Raw genomic sequence first — 17896 nt, forward strand, 5'->3', positions numbered from 1 at the left:
AGGGGGACGTCCCTTCATGGGGCTCCGGCGTCCGGCCTCGGCGCCGAGTCGAGGATGCCCTGCACGGCCTCATTCACCTCCTGGCCGAGCGTGTTCACCTCGTCGCGCTGGCGCAGCAGCCGCTTCATGGAGCCACCGGCCTCCTGCCCGGGCCGCACGGTGGTGGAGTCCGCCTGCGTCAGCTTCGTGCCCCCGGGCGGCACCGTGTAGAACCACTCCTCGACGATGACGTCCGCGCGCGTCTCCACCTCGTTCCACACCGGCACGTTGGGCAGCCGGCGGATGATGGGGATGGAGTCCAGGAAGACGCGGGCCGAGGCGGGACGCTGGTTCGGGTCCAGGAACGCGGGCCCTTCCGCCACGGCCCGCAGCGACGGCACGGTGCGTCCGCTGCTCGCCAGCAGCTCCGCGCCCGTCGGGCCCAGGGCGAACTCCACGAAGCGGAAGGCGGCGTCCTTCACCTTCGACGCGCGCGACATGCAGAAGCCGTCCGAGTGCAGCACGGTGGCCTTCTGCTTGTGCCGGGGCAGCGGCGCCACGTCCCAGTCCAACGCTGGCACCTCGCGCAGCGTGGGCACCAGCCGGCGGCTGTTGAGGTGCATGCCCAGCCGCCCTGCCGCGAAGCGCGCCTCGGCGTTCTCCGACTTCGCCTCCTCCAGCGTGGGCGTCACCTTGAAGACGCGCTGCAGGCGCAGGACGTAGCGCAGCGCCTCCTGCGCGGGCGGGGTGAGCAGCTCCAGCTGTCGCGGGTCATTCACGTCATTCACCAGCTCGCCGCCCGCCTGCCAGATGAACGGCGCCAGGCGGGACAGGTTCGGGTCGAAGGCCAGCCCGTGGAGGTCGGTGCGCCCGTCACCGTCCTCGTCGCGGGTGAGGGCCTGCGCGGCCTTGCGGAAGTCGTCCCAGTTCCAATCCGGCGTCGGTGGTGGCACGCCCAGCTTCTTGAAGAGGCCGCGGTTCCAGTAGACGACGAGGCTGGAGACGTTCTGCGGGATGCACTCCAGCGTGCCCTCTTGGCGGAAGGCCTCCATCGCCTGCGGGTAGAAGTCCTGCTCCTTGAGGACGGTGCTCTTCTGCATGCGGGGGCCCAGCGGCTCCAGCACGTCCTTGGCGGCGAACTGGCCGAAGCGCCGGTAGTTGAGGAGGAAGAGGTCGGGCGGGGTGCCACCGGAGAAGGCGGTGGTGAGCTTCGCCATGTGGTCCTTCTGCTTGCCGATGGGGACCAGGCGCACCTTCACGTCCGGGTTCTTCGCCTCGAAGGCGGTGATGAGCTGGCGGTAGCCCGCGACTTCGGCCGGGTCCCCGAAGAGCTGGAGCGTCACCTCGGTGGTTGGCGCGGCGGGGGCGCTCGCGTCCACGGCCTCCGGGGCCTTCGTCGTCGGTTCCTCGCGCTTGCAGCCGCTCAGCCACGTCAAGCCCGCCAGCGCGAGCGCCGCGGTCCACCTCATCGTCCGAGCCATCCGCTTCCCCTCTCCTCGCCAAGGAACATGCGCTGCGCGCCCAGGAAGGCGAGGACGGCGGGCAGCGTGACGACCACGGCACCGGCGAGCAGCACGGGCCACTGCGTGGAGCCGAGCAGCTCCAGCGCGTGCAGGGCGAGGGGCGCGGTGAGCGCGTCCTCCCCACTGAGGTACAGCAGCGGGTCGATGAAGTTGCGCCATGACAGCGCGAAGGCCAGCAGCGCCACCGAGGCGGTGGTGGGCCGCACCAGCGGCAGGGCGATGGAGCGCCACAGTCGCACGGGGCCAGCGCCTTCGAGTCGCGCGGCCTCGAACAGCTCCGGGGGCAGGCGCCGGAAGGCCACCGCGTAGAGGAGCACGAAGAGGGGACTGCCGCCCATCAGCGCCGGGGCCACCAGCGGCACGGGCGTCCCGGTGAGGCCGAGCACCTTGAAGACGGCGAAGCGTGCCAGCCACACGGCGGTGCCGGGCACCATCTCCAGCAGCAGCACCGTGCCGGCCAGCGTCCGCCAGCGCCACCCGTTGGACTGCGCCAGGGCCAGTCCCGCCCAGGAGGCGGTGATGACGCTCAGCGGCACCATGAAGGCCGCAATCAGCACGGAGTTGAGGAGCGCGCGGCCGAAAGGCACCAGGGTGAAGGTGGCGGCGTACGCGGCCAGCCCGGCGCCCTGCGGTATCAACTCCACTCCACGCGGAGGCGGCAGGCCCGGAGGGCGCAGTGAGCCGGTGAACATCACCACCAGCGGCGCGAGGAACACCACGACCAGCACCCCGATGAGGAGCGCTCGGGACGACGAGCGGAGGAGTCGGGCGGGAGGCGGCATCGCGGGGCGCCCATTCGTGCGTACGGGTGCCGCGCCGTCAAGCCGGAGATGCGGGACGTACCGATGGAACGGTAGGGTCTGGACGGGAAGGCAACACGCTGACGAGGAACCCCGGATGCCGAGCAAACCGAAGGCGAAGACGCCCGCCAGTCGAAAGCCTCGCGAAGGAGAAGCGGAGGGCTCGGGGGGTTCCCAGACGGACCCCGCGGTCATCACGTTCCTGCGTGATTTGGAGCATCCGCTGAAGAAGGAACTCGAGGCCGTGCGGCGGCTCATCCTCGCCGTCAGCCCCGAGATTCGCGAGGGCCTCAAGTGGAACGCGCCGAGCTTCTACACGACGGAGCACTTCGCGACCTTCAACCTGCGCACCCCGGACCGCATCCGCCTCATCCTCCACACGGGCGCGAAGACGAAGGACACCGCGAAGACGGGCGTGAAGGTCGACGACCCGGCCGGCCTGCTGGAGTGGCTCGCGAAGGACCGCTGCCTCGTGACGTTCAATGACGCGAAGGACATCCAGGCCCGGGGCGCCGCGCTGCAAGGCGTCCTGCGCGAGTGGATGAAGTGGCTCTGACGTCCGCGCCTGTGCCCCCGGCGCTGTAGTGGATGGACGGAAGGCGCGAGTCTCTCAGCCGCGGCGTTCCCGCTCTTCGTGGCGCGACGGCGGGCGCGTGGCGTCCGCGCGCGGCACCGGTGCACGGGGCGCCATCACCTTCCGGAACCAGGCGAAGGTCTCCACCAGTCCCTCTTCCAGCGACACCCGCGGCTCCCAGCCCAGCAGCGTCCGCGCGCGGCTGATGTCGGGCTTGCGCTGCCGGGGGTCGTCCCGGGGCAGGGGCTTGAATGCGATGCGCCCGTCGCCGCCATGCACGTTCCTCACGGCCTCGGCGACCCGCAGGATGGACAGCTCGCGCGGGTTGCCCAGGTTCACCGGCTCGGTGACGTCCGAGAGTGCCAGGCGCACCAGTCCGTCGATGAGGTCCTTCACGTAGCAGAACGAGCGCGTCTGCGTGCCGTCACCGAAGACGGTGAAGTCCTCGCCGCGCAGCGCCTGGGCCACGAAGGCGGGCACCAGGCGGCCGTCCTCCAGCCGCATCTTCGGGCCGTACGTGTTGAAGATGCGTGCGATGCGCGTCCGCAGGCCGTGCATGCGCGCATACGCCGTGACGAGCGCCTCGCCGTAGCGCTTGGCCTCGTCGTACGCGGAGCGCGGGCCCACGGGATTCACGTTGCCCCAGTAGTCCTCCCGCTGCGGGTGGACGAGCGGGTCGCCGTAGATTTCGGAGGTGGAGGCCTGGAGGAACACGGCTCCCTTCTCGCGGGCCAGCCGCAGGCCGTTCTCCGTGCCGACGGAGCCCACCCGCAGCGTTTCAATGGGGAGCTGCGCGAAGTCGCTGGGCGAGGCGGGCGACGCGAGGTTGAAGACGCAGTCCACCGGGCCGTCCAGGTGCAGGGGCTCGGTGACGTCGTGCACCACCACGCGCAGGTTTCCCAGTGGGGCCACGTCCACGAGGTTGCGCTCGTTGCCGGTGACGAGGTTGTCGAGGCTGATGACCTCGCTGGCCCCGTCGCGCAGGAGCCGCTCACAGAGATGGGAGCCGAGGAACCCCGAGCCCCCGAGGACGACCGCTCGCCTGCCCTTGAAGTCATTCATGCGCGCCAAGGTTCCGCGCGGGCGCGAGCGTGGGTAGTCGTTCCGCGGGGCAGGGTGGCGGGGACGGTCGCCTCCTGGACGCATGCCGCACGGCCGCATCCGTTGCCCGGCACTCTCCGCGTTCAGCACCACACGGGGGGGTGGTGGTGAACGCGCGGGAGCGCGACTACCGGCCCTGAGCGCGGGCAGGCGCGCGTCGGCTGTCGAAGACCTGGGCCGGCGAGCCGTCCACCCGCGTGTCCTCGAAGGCGCCGCCGGTGTACTCGGCGATGACGCTGCGCCAGAAGGCGGTGGCGGAGCGGTTGCCGGGGAGCTGGGAGACCTCCCACACACCGCGGAAGCGGTCGAAGACGGCGCGGGCGGCGAGCCGGCCGAGTCCCCGCCGCCGCTCGCCCCGGAGGATGAAGAACTCGCTCATCCGGAAGTCGCGCCCTGGCGTCATGTACGGAAAGGGCGTCTCGCCCACGAAGGCAAAGCCCACCGTGCGCTCCTCGTGGCGCAGCAGCAGCGGGTGGACGTCGGGCGAGCGGCTCAGCCACGTGGGCAGGAAGTCCGGTTGCCAGAGGCCCTGTTCGTCCAGCCGGTACTCCACGCCGAACTCGCTCAGGTCATGCAGGTAGAGCGGGTACAGGTTGCGAAGCAGCGGGTGCTCGGCGGGGCCCGCGCGGAGAATGTCCATGGAGCACCTCCCGGGCCCGCAGCATGACCGGGCGGCTTCTTCCCGGCCAGAACGCTCTGTTGTGAATGTTGGGGAGGGGCACACCCGGGCCCGACGCGGACCGCCACTCCAGCCGCTCCCGGCCCTGGAACCCTTGGTCCTCAAACACATCTTCCGCGCGCGCCCTGGCGGAGTAACACCCCTCGCGCGGACGGGTGTTGCAGGTGCCAGTCGGCCTCCGTGCTGGAGGCCGTCGCGAGGAGCACCGCATGCACCCCTTCGTCCGCCGCGCCCCCTGGCTCGCCGTGCTGGCCGCCGTCGCCCAGGTGTCCTGCTCCGACTTCACGGAGTGCGCGCCGGTAGACGCGGCCTCGGCGGCCCTGCCCGAGCGGCTGTCGGGCACCGGCCTGTTCGCGGACGGCTCGATGACGGTGCCCGGCGCGGACGTGAGGGCCTTCACACCCCAGTTCCCGCTCTGGAGTGACGGTGCGACGAAGCGCCGGTGGATTCGCCTTCCCGCCGGGACGCGAATCGACACGCGCGACATGGACCACTGGCAGTTCCCCGAGGGGACGCGGCTGTGGAAGGAGTTCACCCGGGACGGCGTGCGCGTGGAGACGCGGCTCCTGGAGAAGGCCGGGCCGCGCCCCGAGGACTGGCGCGCGGTGGCCTACGTGTGGCTGCCGGACGGGAGCGACGCGGTGGCCACTCCCGCGGGACAGCGCGATGCGTTGGGCACGCCGCACGACGTGCCCTCCGCGTCCGACTGCTTCGGCTGCCACGGCGGCACGCCGAGCCGGGTGCTGGGGTTCTCCGCCATCCAGTTGTCGTACGACGCGCCCGCGGACTCGCTGGACCTGGAGGACCTCGTCGCGAGCGGCACGCTGACGGAGCCTCCCGAGGGCCGCTTCACGGTGCCCGGCAACGACGTGGAGCGCGCGTCGCTGGGCTATCTGCACGCCAACTGCGGCCACTGCCACAACCAGCAGCGTCCCGAGAGTGACGGCCCGCGCTGCTACGAGCCCAGGAACTCGCTGGACTTCCGCCTCCGCGTGGACCGGCTGGGCGCTCTCGAGGAGACGCCGGCCTGGCGCTCCGGGAAGGACGACGACTTCGAGCCGGGACGGCCGGACGACAGCAAGATGATTCAGCGCATCTCGAAGCGTGAGGCCGGGTGGAGCATGCCGCTGCTCGGCACCGAGAAGGTGGACGCGGACGGGGTGGCACTGCTGCGTCGCTGGATTTCGGAGATGAAGCGCTAACAGGCGGCTTCGCCTTCCGCATGGGGCCTGCGGCACGCCGGCATGTGCTGGCTCGTTCCCGGGTCGGGGGCGCGTGTCGGGTCCCATGCGGGCCCCGGTACGACGCGGGTGTCGCCTGGTGGTCGCCGCGCGTGCACGCGAGCCTTCCTCCCAGGGCGCCACGTGGCTCCGACCGGATGCGCGGGCAGGACGGTGACGCGGCATGGCACTCCCCGCCCGATTTGCCGCGACCTACGTTGCCCACGCGAGCCCGGGGGGCTCGGTCACCCGTCCGGTCTGCGACCCGGGTACGAGGCATCTGGGGGGCGGCCTCCGAAGGTTCTGACGGTGTCGGCGGGGGGCGGGCCATGAAGCGCAGGCAGATTCTCATCACGGGCGGAGCCGGCGTCATCGGCTCATACCGGGCGGACCCGCCCATCGAGCGGGGACACCGCGTTCGCGTGCTCGCCTGCCTCCTGTCCCACGTCGAGGACGAGGCACGGGGGCTCACCGGATGACACGGAACAGGATTCGGAGCGGCGCGGGGCTTCGCACCTCGCGAGTGGGGCTGGTGCGGGACTTCACGCCGGGAGACCACGCCTCGGTGGAGACGGCGCTGGCGGACCTCGAGGTGCTGGGCGTGCGCGAGCTGCGCACGCGGGTGTCCTGGGCCCAGGCTGTCACTCCGGAAGGCGCCGTCTGGTACCGCTGGCTGATGCGGCGGCTGTCCCAGGACGTGTGCGTGCTGCCCTGTCTGGTGGGCACTCCCGCGGGGCTGGTGGGCGGAGGCCGGGAGAGCGCGCCGCCCCGGGAGCCGCGGGCCTTCGGTGACTTCGTGGAGCGGTTCCTCTCCGAGCACGGGCGCTTCGTGGAGTGGGTGGAGCTGTGGGACGAGCCGCACAGCCTGGCCTCCTATGACTGGAGGCTGGACCCGGCGTGGGAGACCTTCACGGCCATGGTGGCCGAGGGCGCGAAGCGCGCGCACGCGGCCGGCAAGCGCGTGGTGCTGGGCGGCATGAGCCCCGTGGACCCGCCGTGGCTGGACGGGCTGCTGGAGCGGCTGGGCCCGGACGCGCTCGACGCCGTGGGCGTGCACGGCTGGCCGGACACGCATGACTCGCCGTGGACGGGCTGGCGCGCGTGGCTGGAGCCGGTGGAGGACGTGCTCGCGCGGCGCGGCTCGCGCGCGGAGGTGTGGATTACAGCCGCGGGCTACTCCACGTGGCGCCACGGCGAGCGGCGGCAGGTGGCGGAGTTTCTCGACGCGGCCGCGGCGCCGGTGCCGCGCATGTACTGGGAGGGCCTGTGCGACGCGGGCTCGGTGGAGGACGTGCCCGAGGAGTGTACCGACGAGCGGGATGGGTACCTGGGCCTGAAGCGCGCCGACGGGAGCCCGAAGCTCCTCTACCGTCTGTGGGCGGAGTGCGGCCTCGCGGGACTGGCGGAGGGCTTCCGGCGGCTCGGCCAGTCGCGCGGCGTACACCCGGAGCGGCAGGTGGTCATCTTCGGCGGTGCGGGCTTCATCGGCTGCAACGTCGCCGACGCGTACCTGGAGGAGGGCCGCCGCGTCCTCGTCTACGACAACCTCAGCCGGCCGGGCGTGGAGAGGAACCTGCGCTGGCTGAAGGAGCGTCACGGAGCGCGGCTGGACGTGGAGGTGGCCGACCTCCGCGACGCCGCCTCGGTGCGCGGCGCCGTGCGCCACGCGGGCGAGGTCTTCCACCTCGGTGCGCAGGTGGCCGTCACCACCAGCCTGGACGCACCCACGCACGACTTCGAGGTCAACGCGCGCGGCACCCTCAACGTGCTGGAGGCGCTGCGTGCCATGGACACGCCGGCGCCGCTGCTCTTCACGTCCACGAACAAGGTGTATGGCAGCCTGCCCGGTCTGCGCTTCGTGGCCGGAGCGCGGCGCTACGAGCCGGTGGACCCGGACATTCGCGCCCAGGGCATCAGCGAGCGCCGCACGCTGGACTTCGAGAGTCCCTACGGCTGCTCCAAGGGCACGGCGGACCAGTACGTGCTGGACTGGGCACGCAGCTACGGCCTGCGCGCCACGGTGTTCCGCATGGGCTGCGTCTACGGCCCGCGCCAGTTCGGCACCGAGGACCAGGGGTGGGTGGCCCACTTCCTCCTCCGCGCGCTGAAGGGCCAGCCGCTGACCTTCTACGGCGACGGCATGCAGGTGCGCGACCTCCTCTTCATCGAGGACCTGGTGCGCGCCTTCCAGCTCGCCCTGGCGAAGCTGGACACCGTCTCCGGCCAGGCCTTCAACATTGGCGGCGGTCCCACGCGGACGGTGAGCCTGCTGGAGTTGCTGGAGCTTCTCGAGGAGCTGGTGGGTCACCGGCCCGACGTGCGTCACGAGGACTGGCGCGGTGGAGACCAGCGCTACTACGTGTCCGACACGCGGAAGTTCCAGGCCGCCACCGGCTGGGTGCCGCGGGTGAGCGTGCGCGAGGGCCTCACCCGATTGCGGGGCTGGCTGGAAGAGCTGCTCGCGGGCCGCCCCTTCCGGCCGGTGACGGTGGCCGGCGGTGCTCGGCCTCTTTTTCCTGAGAGCCCCTCGCCATGAGAGTCGTCCTCTTCTGTCACTCCCTGCTGTCCGACTGGAACCACGGCAACGCGCACTTCCTTCGCGGCCTCGTCACCGAGCTGGCCGAGCGCGGCCACGAGGTGCGCGTCTGGGAGCCGAAGGATGCGTGGAGCCTCCAGCACCTCCTGGCCGAGCCCCGGGGGCAGGAGGCGCTCGATGCGGTCCGCGTCATCTACCCGCGCGTGCGGCCGCACCGGTACGACGCGGGCACGCTGGACCTGGACCTCGCGCTGGACGGCGCGGACGTGGTGCTGGTCCACGAGTGGAGCCCTCCGGAGCTGGTGCAGCGCGTGGGCGAGCAGCGCGCCCGGGGCGGCCGCTTCCGGCTGCTCTTCCACGACACGGACCACCACAGCGTCACCTCACCCGAGAAGCTGGCCGGGTATGACCTGTCGCACTACGACGGGGTGCTGGCCTTCGGCGACGTCATCCGCCGGCTCTACCTGGCCCGTGGCTGGGCCCGCCGTGCCTGGACGTGGCACGAGGCCGCCGACACGCGCGTCTTCCGGCCGCTGCCCTCGGTGCCGCGGGAAGAGGACCTCGTCTGGGTGGGCAACTGGGGCGACGACGAGCGCACCGCGGAGCTGCATGCATTCCTGCTCGGCCCGGTGAAGTCGCTCGGACTGAAGGCCCGCGTCCACGGCGTGCGCTACCCCGACGCGGCGAAGCGCGCGCTGGCCGACGCGGGCATCCAGTACGGCGGCTGGCTGCCCAACCATGAAGCCCCGTGGGCCTTCGCCCGTGCGCGCCTGACGGTGCACGTGCCGCGCGGGCCGTATGCCTCCGTGCTGCCGGGCATCCCCACCATCCGCGTCTTCGAGGCGCTCGCGTGCGGCATCCCCCTGGTGAGCGCTCCGTGGGAGGACGCCGAGGGCCTCTTCACCCCGGGCCGGGACTTCCTCGTCGCGCGCGACGGGGCGGAGATGGAGCGCCACCTGCGCATGCTGCTGGCGGACGAGGGCGCGCGCCACGAGCTGGCCTCCCATGGCCGGCGCACCGTGCTGGCGCGCCACACCTGCGCGCACCGCGTGGACGAGCTGTTGGGCATCTGCCGCGAGCTGGGCGTCGACACCGGCGCGGCGCCACCGCGGGCAGTGGGAGGAGTGGCGTGATGGAGCCCCAGCGCATGCGCATCGTCATCCTCGGCCTGTCGATGACGTCGTCCCGGGGCAACGGGCACGCCGCCACCTACCGCGGCCTCGTGCGAGAGCTGGTGCGCCGGGGGCACGACGTCCTCTTCCTGGAGCGGGACGTGCCCTGGTACGCGGCCCACAGGGATTTGCCCCGGCCGCCCTGGGGCCGCACGGAGCTGTACGCCGACGTGGCGGACCTGAGAGACCGCTTCGCCGCGGACGTGCGCGACGCGGACCTCGTGGTGGTGGGTTCTTACGTCCCGCACGGCGTGGCGGTGGGGCGCTGGGTGCAGGCCACCACCCGGGGCATCCCGGCCTTCTATGACCTCGACACGCCGGTGACGCTCGCGAAGCTGGCGCGCGGGGACTTCGACTACCTCTCGCCGGACCTCATCCCCGGCTACCGGCTGTACCTGTCCTTCACCGGCGGCCCCATGCTGCGGCGACTTGAGCGCGAGCTGGGCTCGCCCGCGGCGCGCCCGCTCTACCGCGGCGTGGACCCGGAGCTGTACCTGCCGTGCCCGCGCGCGCCCGACTGGGACCTGGGTTACCTGGGCACCTACAGCGCGGGCCGGCAGCCCACGCTGCGCGGCTGCTGCTGGACGCCGCGCTCCAGTGGAAGGCGGGGCGCTTCGTCGTCGCCGGCCCGCAGTACCCGGCGGTGGTGCGGTGGCCCTCCAACGTGGAGCGGGTCGCGCACCTGCCGCCGCCCGCGCACGCGGACTTCTACCGCGCCCAGCGCTTCTCGCTGTACGTCACGCGCGCGGACAGGGTGCTGGCGGGGTACTCGCCTGGCGTGCGCCTCTTCGAGGCCGCCGCCTGCGGGGTGCCCATCATCAGCGACGTGTGGAACGGGCTGGAGAGCGTCTTCGTGCCCGGGGAGGAAATCCTCCTGGCGCGCACGGCGAAGGACGTGCTCGGCCACCTCCGGGAATTGTCGGAGGCGGACCGGCTCGCGTTGGGAGCGAAGGCCCGGGCGCGGGTGCTGGCCGAGCACACGGAGGCCCACCGGGCCCTGGCCGTGGAGGAGTACGCACGGGAGGCCAGCCGTGCCTCCGCCACGGGGACACCCGTGGACGGGTTCATCGTGCAGCGCTGAGCTGCTTGGGAAGGACGGGGGAAGCCATGAAGATTGCAGTGGTGGGTACGGGGTACGTGGGGCTCGTGGCGGGGACGTGCTTCGCCGAGTCGGGCAACGAGGTCACCTGCGTGGACGTGGACGTGCGCAAGGTCCAGGCCCTCCAGGAGGGACGCGTCCCCATCTACGAGCCGGGGCTCGAGGAACTGCTGCACCGCAACGCCGCCGCGAACCGGCTCCACTTCACCACCGACCTGGCCAGGGCGGTGGCGCCCGCGCAGGTGGTCTTCATCGCCGTGGGCACGCCGGAAGGGGAGAGCGGTGACGCCGACCTCCAGTACGTGCTCGCCGCCGCCGAGAGCATCGGCCGGGAGATGAAGCAGTACACGGTGGTGGTGGACAAGAGCACCGTGCCGGTGGGCACCGCGGACAAGGTGCGGGAGACCATCCGCGCGGTGACGGACGTGGAGTTCGACGTCGTCTCCAACCCCGAGTTCCTCAAGGAGGGCGCCGCGCTGGAGGACTTCCTCAAGCCGGACCGCGTCGTCATCGGCACCACGTCCGAGCGGGCGCGCAAGCTGATGGGCCAGCTCTACGGGCCCTTCGTCCGCACGGAGAACCCCATCCTCTACATGGACACGCGCTCGGCGGAGCTGACGAAGTACGCCGCCAACGCGATGCTGGCCACGCGCATCTCCTTCATGAACGACGTCGCCGCGCTCTGCGAGAAGGTGGGCGCGGACGTGGAATACGTGCGCAAGGGCCTGGGCTCGGACCGGCGCATCGGCTACCCGTTCCTCCACCCGGGCTGCGGCTACGGCGGCTCCTGCTTCCCCAAGGACGTGAAGGCGCTGGTGGCTACCGCGCGCGAGTTCGGCCTGGAGCTGGACTTGCTGCGCGCCGTGGAGCGCACCAACGCGCGGCAGAAGCGCTCGCTGCTGGCCAAGGCGCTGCGGCACTACGGCGACTTGGCGGACCGGACCTTCGGGGTGTGGGGCCTGGCCTTCAAGCCGAAGACGGACGACATGCGCGAGGCCCCCGCCGTGGAGCTCATCGAGGGCCTGCTGGGCAAGGGCGCCCGGGTGCAGGTGCATGACCCGGTGGCGGCGAAGGTGGCGGAGCGCTACTTCGGCAACCGGGTGCTGTACGCACCGTCGAGCTACGCGGCGGCGGAAGGCGCGGAGGGCCTCTTCCTCGTCACCGAGTGGAACGAGTTCCGCAGGCCCGATTTGCGCAAGCTCAAGAGCCTGATGAAGGGGCACGTCATCTTCGACGGCCGCAACATCTTCGACCCGGTGCAGGTGAGGGAGGAGGGCTTCGCGTACTACGGCATCGGCCGCGCGTAGCCCTCCACCCGCTCAGGCGGGCTTCGCCACCATCTCCCGGGGCGGGAACACCGCCTGCGCGGCGCCGGAGACCAGCGGAGAGGCATCCGCCTGGAGCCGGGCCAGCCGCGCCAGCCGCTCCGGCGTCCACCCCCGCTTGGGCGCCGCGTCGTGCACCAGGCACCACACGGCCACCCGGCGCGCCTCCTCGCTCGGGCTCGCGGTGAGCCGCGCCTCCACGGCCTCCAGCTCGCCCGCGGGGAGCGCGCCCACCACGCCGCGGCACGCCTCCAGCGCGTCCGCGTGCAGGTGGCCCGCCTCGCCCATGTGCGCCACCCGCGCGGCCCACTCCACCGGGGCCAGGGCCGCGCCCGCGCACCGCACGCGCAGCGCCGCCAGTCGCGCGTCCTTCGAGAGGACCTGCTCCGCCGCCAGCGCCGCCTGCATGTAGCTGGCGCGGGACTTCACCGGCAGGGCCAGCAACTGGCCCAGGGCCACGCTCAGCGCGCGCCGGTCCGGTGCCACCGCGTCCAGCATGCCCTCCAGGCGCTCCAAATCCCGCTCGTCGGAGCGGTGGAGGATGGCGCGCATGGCGGCGGACACCTCGTCGTCATACGGCGAGCCCAGCCGCGCGCCGCAGGCGGACAGGAAGGTGCGCTCGGCGTCCTTCACGGCGAGGTACGCCGCGCGGTTGAGCAGGTCGATGCGGGCCTCCGCCTCGGGCCGGCGCAGCACGCGCCCGAGCAGCGCGGACAGCTTCCGGTCCGACTCCACGGTGAGCCGGTCCGCGGGGATGTCGCCCAGGCGCGAGGCCATCACCCAGTCGGTGCCGTCCACCGCGCGGGCGAAGACGTCCCACGTCGGCTCGCGGTCCAGGTGGTCCCACAGGGCGCGCAGCATGGCGATGCGCACGTCGCGGTGCAGCGCCAGGCCGTCCAGCTCCAGCAGCCGCTCGTAGGCGGCGTCCGCGCGCAGCTCGCCCAGCAGGCGCACCACCTCCTTGGCCACGGTGACCTTGGTCAGGGGCACGGAGGCCAGCAGCGACAGCACGCGCGAGGGCGGCATGCCCTTGAAGGCCCGGCGCAGGCCGTAGATGGCGATGCGGGCGCGTGCGTCCTCCAGGCACCGCAGCAGCGTGGGCACGCCCTGGCCCTGGTCGCACCGCGCCATGACGCGCAGGGCCTTCTCCTGCACGGCCGGCCGCGTGTCGTCGGCCAGCGCGCACAGTCCGTCCATGGGCGCCCAGTCGAGGGCCGCCAGCTGCGCGGTGGCCCACAGCAGCGTGGGCGTGTCGCGCTCGCGGTCCTCGAACATCCGCCCCACGGCGCGCGAGTAGGTGGCGCTCTGCTCCGCCGTCCACCGGAAGAAGCCGTCGCCGAAGGACAGCAGCCAGCCCGTCTTCCCCGTCGCGAAGCGGCCGTGGATGACGGGGGCGCCCAGGTAGGGGGTGAGCAGGTCCTGCCGGCGGCGGTGCAGGTAGTGGTGCACCACGGTGAAGCAGATGACGCTGGCGTCGGCCTTCAGCAGCGCGGGCAGCAGCCGGTCGAAGGCGCGCCAGTCCTTCTTCCAGAGCACGGTGAGCGCGGAGGGCGCCTCCGTGCCCAGCCGCAGCGCCACGCGCTCCAGGCCGGAGGCGAGCTCGGGGTGCAGGGGCTCGCCGTCCTCCTGAGACGAGGCCAGGGTGATGATTTCCGACAGCCAGCCGTGGTCGTACCAGCGCCGCACGGTGGCGCCCAGCGTCGCCTCGAAGCGCGCGCGGCCATGCTCGGACAGCCACTGGCTGATGCCCAGCGCCATCCATCTCCAGGGCGTCTCGTCGCGGAGGCCCACGAGCAGGTCCTCCAGGCCCGGCACCAGGCCCACGCGCTCGCCCAGGCTCTGCACCAACTGGAGCAGCGGGCCCCCGCGCTCGCGCTGCGCCCAGCCCTTCGCGATGTCGAGGAGCTGGGGCGCGGCGGTGCGCACCTCGTCGTCGCTGAGCTGCTCACCCAGCCGGGGGTTGTGGAGGACGCCGCGCTCCTTGATGAGCGTGGCCAGCCACGTCGCGCCCCAGGCGGCGTCCCGCGCGAAGACGCGCAGCAGCAGGGCCTCCGCGAGCTGCGCCGTCCCGTGGGACAGGTCCGCCGCGTCGAGCGCGTCGCGCAGCATGCGGCCCACGGCCTCGGTGTGCTCGCGGCGCCACACGTCGCGGGGCCATCTCACGAGCGCGCCCAGCATCGCCGCGCGCACCGGGTCCTGCTCGTTCTTCCGTGCCAGCACCAGGGGGAGGGCGCGGTCCACCAGGGCGGTTTCGTCGGGACGCAGGCCGGGGATGGCCAGCAGCGTCGTCAGGGCCTCGCCGCGCGTGTTGCCCTCGGGGTGGCCCAGGTAGGACTGGAGGACGGACTGTGCCTCGTCCCAGGGCAGCAGGCGCGCGTACTCCATGCGCTGCCGCGGGCGGGTGCCCAGGGCCACCACCTCGTGCAGGTGCCGGCGCGCCTCGCGCTCGCGCAGGTCGATGGGAAGGATGCTCAGCACGCCCAGGGAGATGACACCGTCCTTGTCGCGCGAGGCGACGCTCCAGCGCGAGTACACGCGCTCGCGCACCCGCGTGTCGGAGATGGCGCGCAGCAGCTCCGTGCCCCAGCTGGGCTCCACGTCCACCTTGGCGCACCACGCGTCGACGACGGCGCGGCGCGCGGGCTCGGAGAGCAGGGGCAGCAGCGTCTTCGCGTCCCCCAGCGAGCCCGGGGCCCGGTGGACGAGCCACGCCAGGGACTCCGGGCTCAGGCGGGGGGCCGCGCGGGCGAACAGCTTCCAGAAGGCGGTGGCGTGCGCGTGGCGCTGGAGCAGCGTCAGCGCGGCCTCGGGCCGGTGCATCGCCAGCCAGTTCCAGGCCGCGGTCTCCGGGTCGATTCGCCGGGAGAGCAGCAGCTCGAACAGCTCCAGCGCGGCGTCGGGCGCCTGGTCGGCGATGCGGGGCAGGTAGAAGCGCAGCTGCCAGCGCGTCACCGGGTCGGGCTCACCGGGCACGGCCCGCAGGCGCGCGGCGAGCACCTCCGCGAGGATGTCGGGGGCGAAGCGCGCCAGCCGGTTCCAGAAGCGGAGGCTCGGCTTCTCCAGCGCGCGGGCGAGGTGTCGGCGGATGGCGCCGGGCGTCCCCAGGGGCACCGCGTCCGCGAAGTCGGGCACGCCCGCGCGGGCGGCGAGCCAGTCGAGGTACACGTCGATGACGCCCTGGCGCTCCTGCCGCACGAGGCCTTTCAGGATGGAGCCCTCGCGGCGCATGGCGTAGGCCATCTTCAGGGCCTCCAGCGCCTGGGCGTCGTCACAGGCCAGGGGCACCAGCCGGAAGGCGAGGGCGCGGATGCGGCCGGACGCGTCGGAGGTGGCGTGGAGCACGTGGGCGCCGTCGCGCCGGGTGAACTGGGCGGCGAGGGCCAGCCGGCGCTCGTAAGCGTCTCCCCGGGCCAGCCCCTCCAGCGCGGTGCTCGCGTCCGGGTCCGTCGGCGCGCGGCGGCCCAGCTCCACCATGCGGCGGATGCGGGCGTCGTGGTGGGTGGCGGACAGCTCGGCGCGCAGCTCGGGGAGGCGGGTCTCGGGCATGGCGCGAAGGATGCCCGGGCTTGTCCGTTCCTGACAAACCGCCCCCCGTCAGGGGAGGGGCTCCAAACCCTGACTCAGTGCGACGCCTCGGTGGGGCTGACGGGGGCGTCCCCGTGCGAGTGGGCCTGGGTGTGCTGGGCGGAGAGGAACCGCCGCACGGCGCCGCGGGTGAGCAGCCCGCAGGTGGGGCTGCCCGGCGGGGTGGTGACGGGCAGTGCGTCCACGTCCTCCTGGTCCATGATGCGCAGTGCGTGGGCCAGGTCCTGGTCGGGCGTCAGCAGGGGCAGCTTGCGCGCCAGGTCGCTGGCCACCAGCAGGGGATACATGGACTCGTCGCGCCACACCTCGCGCAGGTGCTCCACCTGCACGGTGCCGTAGACCTGCCCGGCGTTGTCCAGCACCGGCAGCGCGCCCGCCTCGGAGGTGAGCAGCAAATCGGTCAGTGGGCGCAGCGGCGTGCCCGCGGGCACGGGGGACAGGTGGGCCATCACCGTGCGCACGGGCGTGCCCTCCAGCAGGTCCGTGTCGCTCTGCACCTTCGGCGCCTTGCGCTCGATGAGGTAGTGGCAGAGGGCGGAGGCGATGGTGCACGTCACCATCAGCGGGAGGATGATGTCGTGGTTCCCGCTCAGCTCGTACAGCATCATCATGCCGGTGAGCGGGCCGCGGTTGAGCGCCGCCACCGCGCCGCCCATGCCGACGAGGGCGTACGCGCCGCTGGGCCCGGTGCTGGCGGGGAAGAAGTAGTGCACCAGCGTGCCGAAGGCGCCGCCCGCCATGGCGCCGATGACGGCGGCGGGGAAGAAGGTGCCGCCCGAGCCGCCCGAGCCGATGGTGAGCGCGGTGGCCACCAGCTTCAGCACGCACGCGGTGACGAGGAAGAGGAAGGGCAGCCGGCCGACGGCGGCCAGGTTGATGTAGTCGTGCCCGCTGCCCCACACCGTGGGGCTGACGAAGGCCAGCAGGCCCACGCACAGCCCGCCCAGGCCCGCGCGGAAGTGCAGCGGCTTGCGGGACAGCCAGGGCGACAGCCGGCCCCCGCCGCGTCCGTGGAAGAAGTGCTCCACCCCGTGCAGGAGCCGCACGAAGGTGAAGGCCAGCAGCCCGCAGCCGATGCCCAGCCCCGCGTACGCCAGCACCTCGCCGCCGCTGACCAGCTCATACGGGACGCGGCGGAGCATGGGCGCCTCGCCCAGCACGCCCTGGCTCACCAGGGTGCCCGCCACGCTGGCGAGGATGATGGGCGAGAAGACGCGCAGCTCGAACTCGCGCAGGATGATTTCCATCGCGAACACCGCGCCGGCGATGGGGGCATTGAAGGACGCGGAGATGCCCGCGCCCGCGCCACAGGCCAGGAGGATGGACAGCTCCCTGCGGCTGAAGCCCAGCACGCGGCCCACGGTGGAGGCGAACGCCGCGCCGCCGTAGACGATGGGGCCCTCGCGTCCGGCGGAGCCGCCGCTGCCAATCGTTATCGCGGAGGCCACCAGCTTCAGCAGCCCGCGGTCCGCCGGCACCACGTTGGCGCCGCTCTTCACCGCGCGCACCACCTCCGGCACGCCGTGGCCGTGCGTCTCCGGCCTGTCGCGCAGCAGCCGGCCCACCGTGATGCCGCCCAGCGTGGGGGCCAGCAGCATGAGCCACCAGGGCAGGTCCGCCAGCGTCTCGGGGAGGTTGTGCGAGTGGCCGAACACGCTGTTGAGCGCCGCCAGCGCCACCAGCGGGTAGTAGAGCGACAACGCGCCCAGCGTCAGCAGCGACAGCAGCTTGAGCCGGCGCTTCACCTCGTCGCGAGGGCCGCCGGGCTGGATGAAGTGGCCCACCACCAGCGCGCCCAGTGCCAGCGGCGCGCCGATGATGGCGTACTCGAAGTGCCAGTGCGCCGTGGAGAACGCCTCCACCAGCGTCTTGAGCTGGCCCCGGCGCAGCGTGTGCGTCAGCTCGGCGGCGCCGAAGGTGATGCCGGTCATCAGGCCGATGAGGTTGGCGAAGATGCCCGCCGCCAGCCCGCTGTAGAGCCCCACCACCGCGCCCGCCACCGGCAGCACCGAGGGTCCCGGAAGCCGCAGCCGGTTCGAGGCCTGGAGGAGGTCGTGAATCAGGCGGCTCAGCGCCGCGCGAAGCCGGCTCATGAGCGCGCGGCGTTGCGCCGCGTCGGGGATGGGTACAGCGCCTTTCATTGGTGCTCCCACTAAGCAGGTGTCCCCGGACGCTTCAAGTGCCGTGAGTGGGTTGTCGGGCTGCTGGCACTCCGTACCGGCCGTGGGTCGCGCGCCCGTCAGGGGAGCAGTCGGCCATGCTACGTACGCGGGGCCGGAGGCTGGACGAGGACAGCGGCGTGG

Annotated in this window: 13 protein-coding genes; 7 read left to right on the top strand and 6 right to left on the bottom strand. The window is 72.6% G+C overall.

Annotated elements, in window-relative coordinates:
• Positions 1-14: 14 nt before the first annotated feature.
• Both OV427_RS29900 and OV427_RS29905 read right to left on the bottom strand, forming a co-directional pair.
• Positions 15-1460, bottom strand: a complete 1446-nt coding sequence (locus OV427_RS29900) for an ABC transporter substrate-binding protein (protein WP_267859602.1) — start codon at positions 1458-1460, stop codon at positions 15-17.
• Positions 1445-2284, bottom strand: coding sequence for a carbohydrate ABC transporter permease (locus OV427_RS29905; RefSeq protein WP_267859603.1), 840 nt, complete (start codon positions 2282-2284; stop codon positions 1445-1447). Before OV427_RS29905 ends, OV427_RS29900 begins: the two co-directional genes overlap by 16 nt.
• A gap of 115 nt (positions 2285-2399) precedes the next feature.
• On the opposite strand from OV427_RS29905, the gene OV427_RS29910 reads away from it, so the two are divergent.
• Positions 2400-2858, top strand: coding sequence for a DUF1801 domain-containing protein (locus OV427_RS29910; RefSeq protein ID WP_267859604.1), 459 nt, complete (start codon positions 2400-2402; stop codon positions 2856-2858).
• A 54-nt stretch (positions 2859-2912) separates the two neighbouring features.
• Here OV427_RS29910 and OV427_RS29915 read toward each other — a convergent pair whose 3' ends face one another.
• Positions 2913-3938, bottom strand: coding sequence for a UDP-glucuronic acid decarboxylase family protein (locus OV427_RS29915; RefSeq protein ID WP_267859605.1), 1026 nt, complete (start codon positions 3936-3938; stop codon positions 2913-2915).
• Positions 3939-4104: 166 nt separating this feature from the next.
• Complete coding sequence (locus tag OV427_RS29920; RefSeq protein ID WP_267859606.1) at positions 4105-4617, bottom strand: GNAT family N-acetyltransferase; 513 nt, start codon at positions 4615-4617, stop codon at positions 4105-4107.
• A gap of 248 nt (positions 4618-4865) precedes the next feature.
• Here OV427_RS29920 and OV427_RS29925 point away from each other — a divergent pair, with 248 nt between their 5' ends.
• From OV427_RS29925 to OV427_RS29950, 6 genes are all read left to right on the top strand, one after another.
• Positions 4866-5858: a hypothetical protein gene (locus OV427_RS29925; protein WP_267859607.1), complete on the top strand. Its 993-nt coding sequence runs from the start codon at positions 4866-4868 to the stop codon at positions 5856-5858.
• A 347-nt stretch (positions 5859-6205) separates the two neighbouring features.
• Positions 6206-6355, top strand: a complete 150-nt coding sequence (locus OV427_RS29930; protein ID WP_267859608.1) for a hypothetical protein — start codon at positions 6206-6208, stop codon at positions 6353-6355.
• Positions 6352-8412, top strand: coding sequence for an NAD-dependent epimerase/dehydratase family protein (locus tag OV427_RS50625; RefSeq protein WP_324290005.1), 2061 nt, complete (start codon positions 6352-6354; stop codon positions 8410-8412). Before OV427_RS29930 ends, OV427_RS50625 begins: the two co-directional genes overlap by 4 nt.
• Complete coding sequence (locus tag OV427_RS29940) at positions 8409-9545, top strand: CgeB family protein (protein ID WP_267859609.1); 1137 nt, start codon at positions 8409-8411, stop codon at positions 9543-9545. Before OV427_RS50625 ends, OV427_RS29940 begins: the two co-directional genes overlap by 4 nt.
• A gap of 538 nt (positions 9546-10083) precedes the next feature.
• On the top strand, positions 10084-10665 hold the full coding sequence (locus tag OV427_RS29945) for a glycosyltransferase family protein (RefSeq protein WP_267859610.1): 582 nt from the start codon (positions 10084-10086) through the stop codon (positions 10663-10665).
• Between the two features lie 26 nt (positions 10666-10691).
• A complete protein-coding gene (locus OV427_RS29950; protein ID WP_267859611.1) occupies positions 10692-11990 on the top strand; it encodes a UDP-glucose dehydrogenase family protein in 1299 nt (432 codons plus the stop codon).
• A gap of 12 nt (positions 11991-12002) precedes the next feature.
• Here the strand turns inward: OV427_RS29950 and OV427_RS29955 are convergent, their stop codons facing one another.
• Both OV427_RS29955 and OV427_RS29960 read right to left on the bottom strand, forming a co-directional pair.
• Positions 12003-15554, bottom strand: a complete 3552-nt coding sequence (locus OV427_RS29955) for a hypothetical protein (RefSeq protein WP_267859612.1) — start codon at positions 15552-15554, stop codon at positions 12003-12005.
• Positions 15555-15628: 74 nt separating this feature from the next.
• Positions 15629-17686 (bottom strand): chloride channel protein, encoded by a 2058-nt coding sequence (locus tag OV427_RS29960; protein WP_267863504.1) that lies wholly within the window; start codon positions 17684-17686, stop codon positions 15629-15631.
• Positions 17687-17896: the final 210 nt, after the last annotated feature.

The organism is Pyxidicoccus sp. MSG2 (assembly GCF_026626705.1).
Lineage (GTDB): Bacteria > Myxococcota > Myxococcia > Myxococcales > Myxococcaceae > Myxococcus.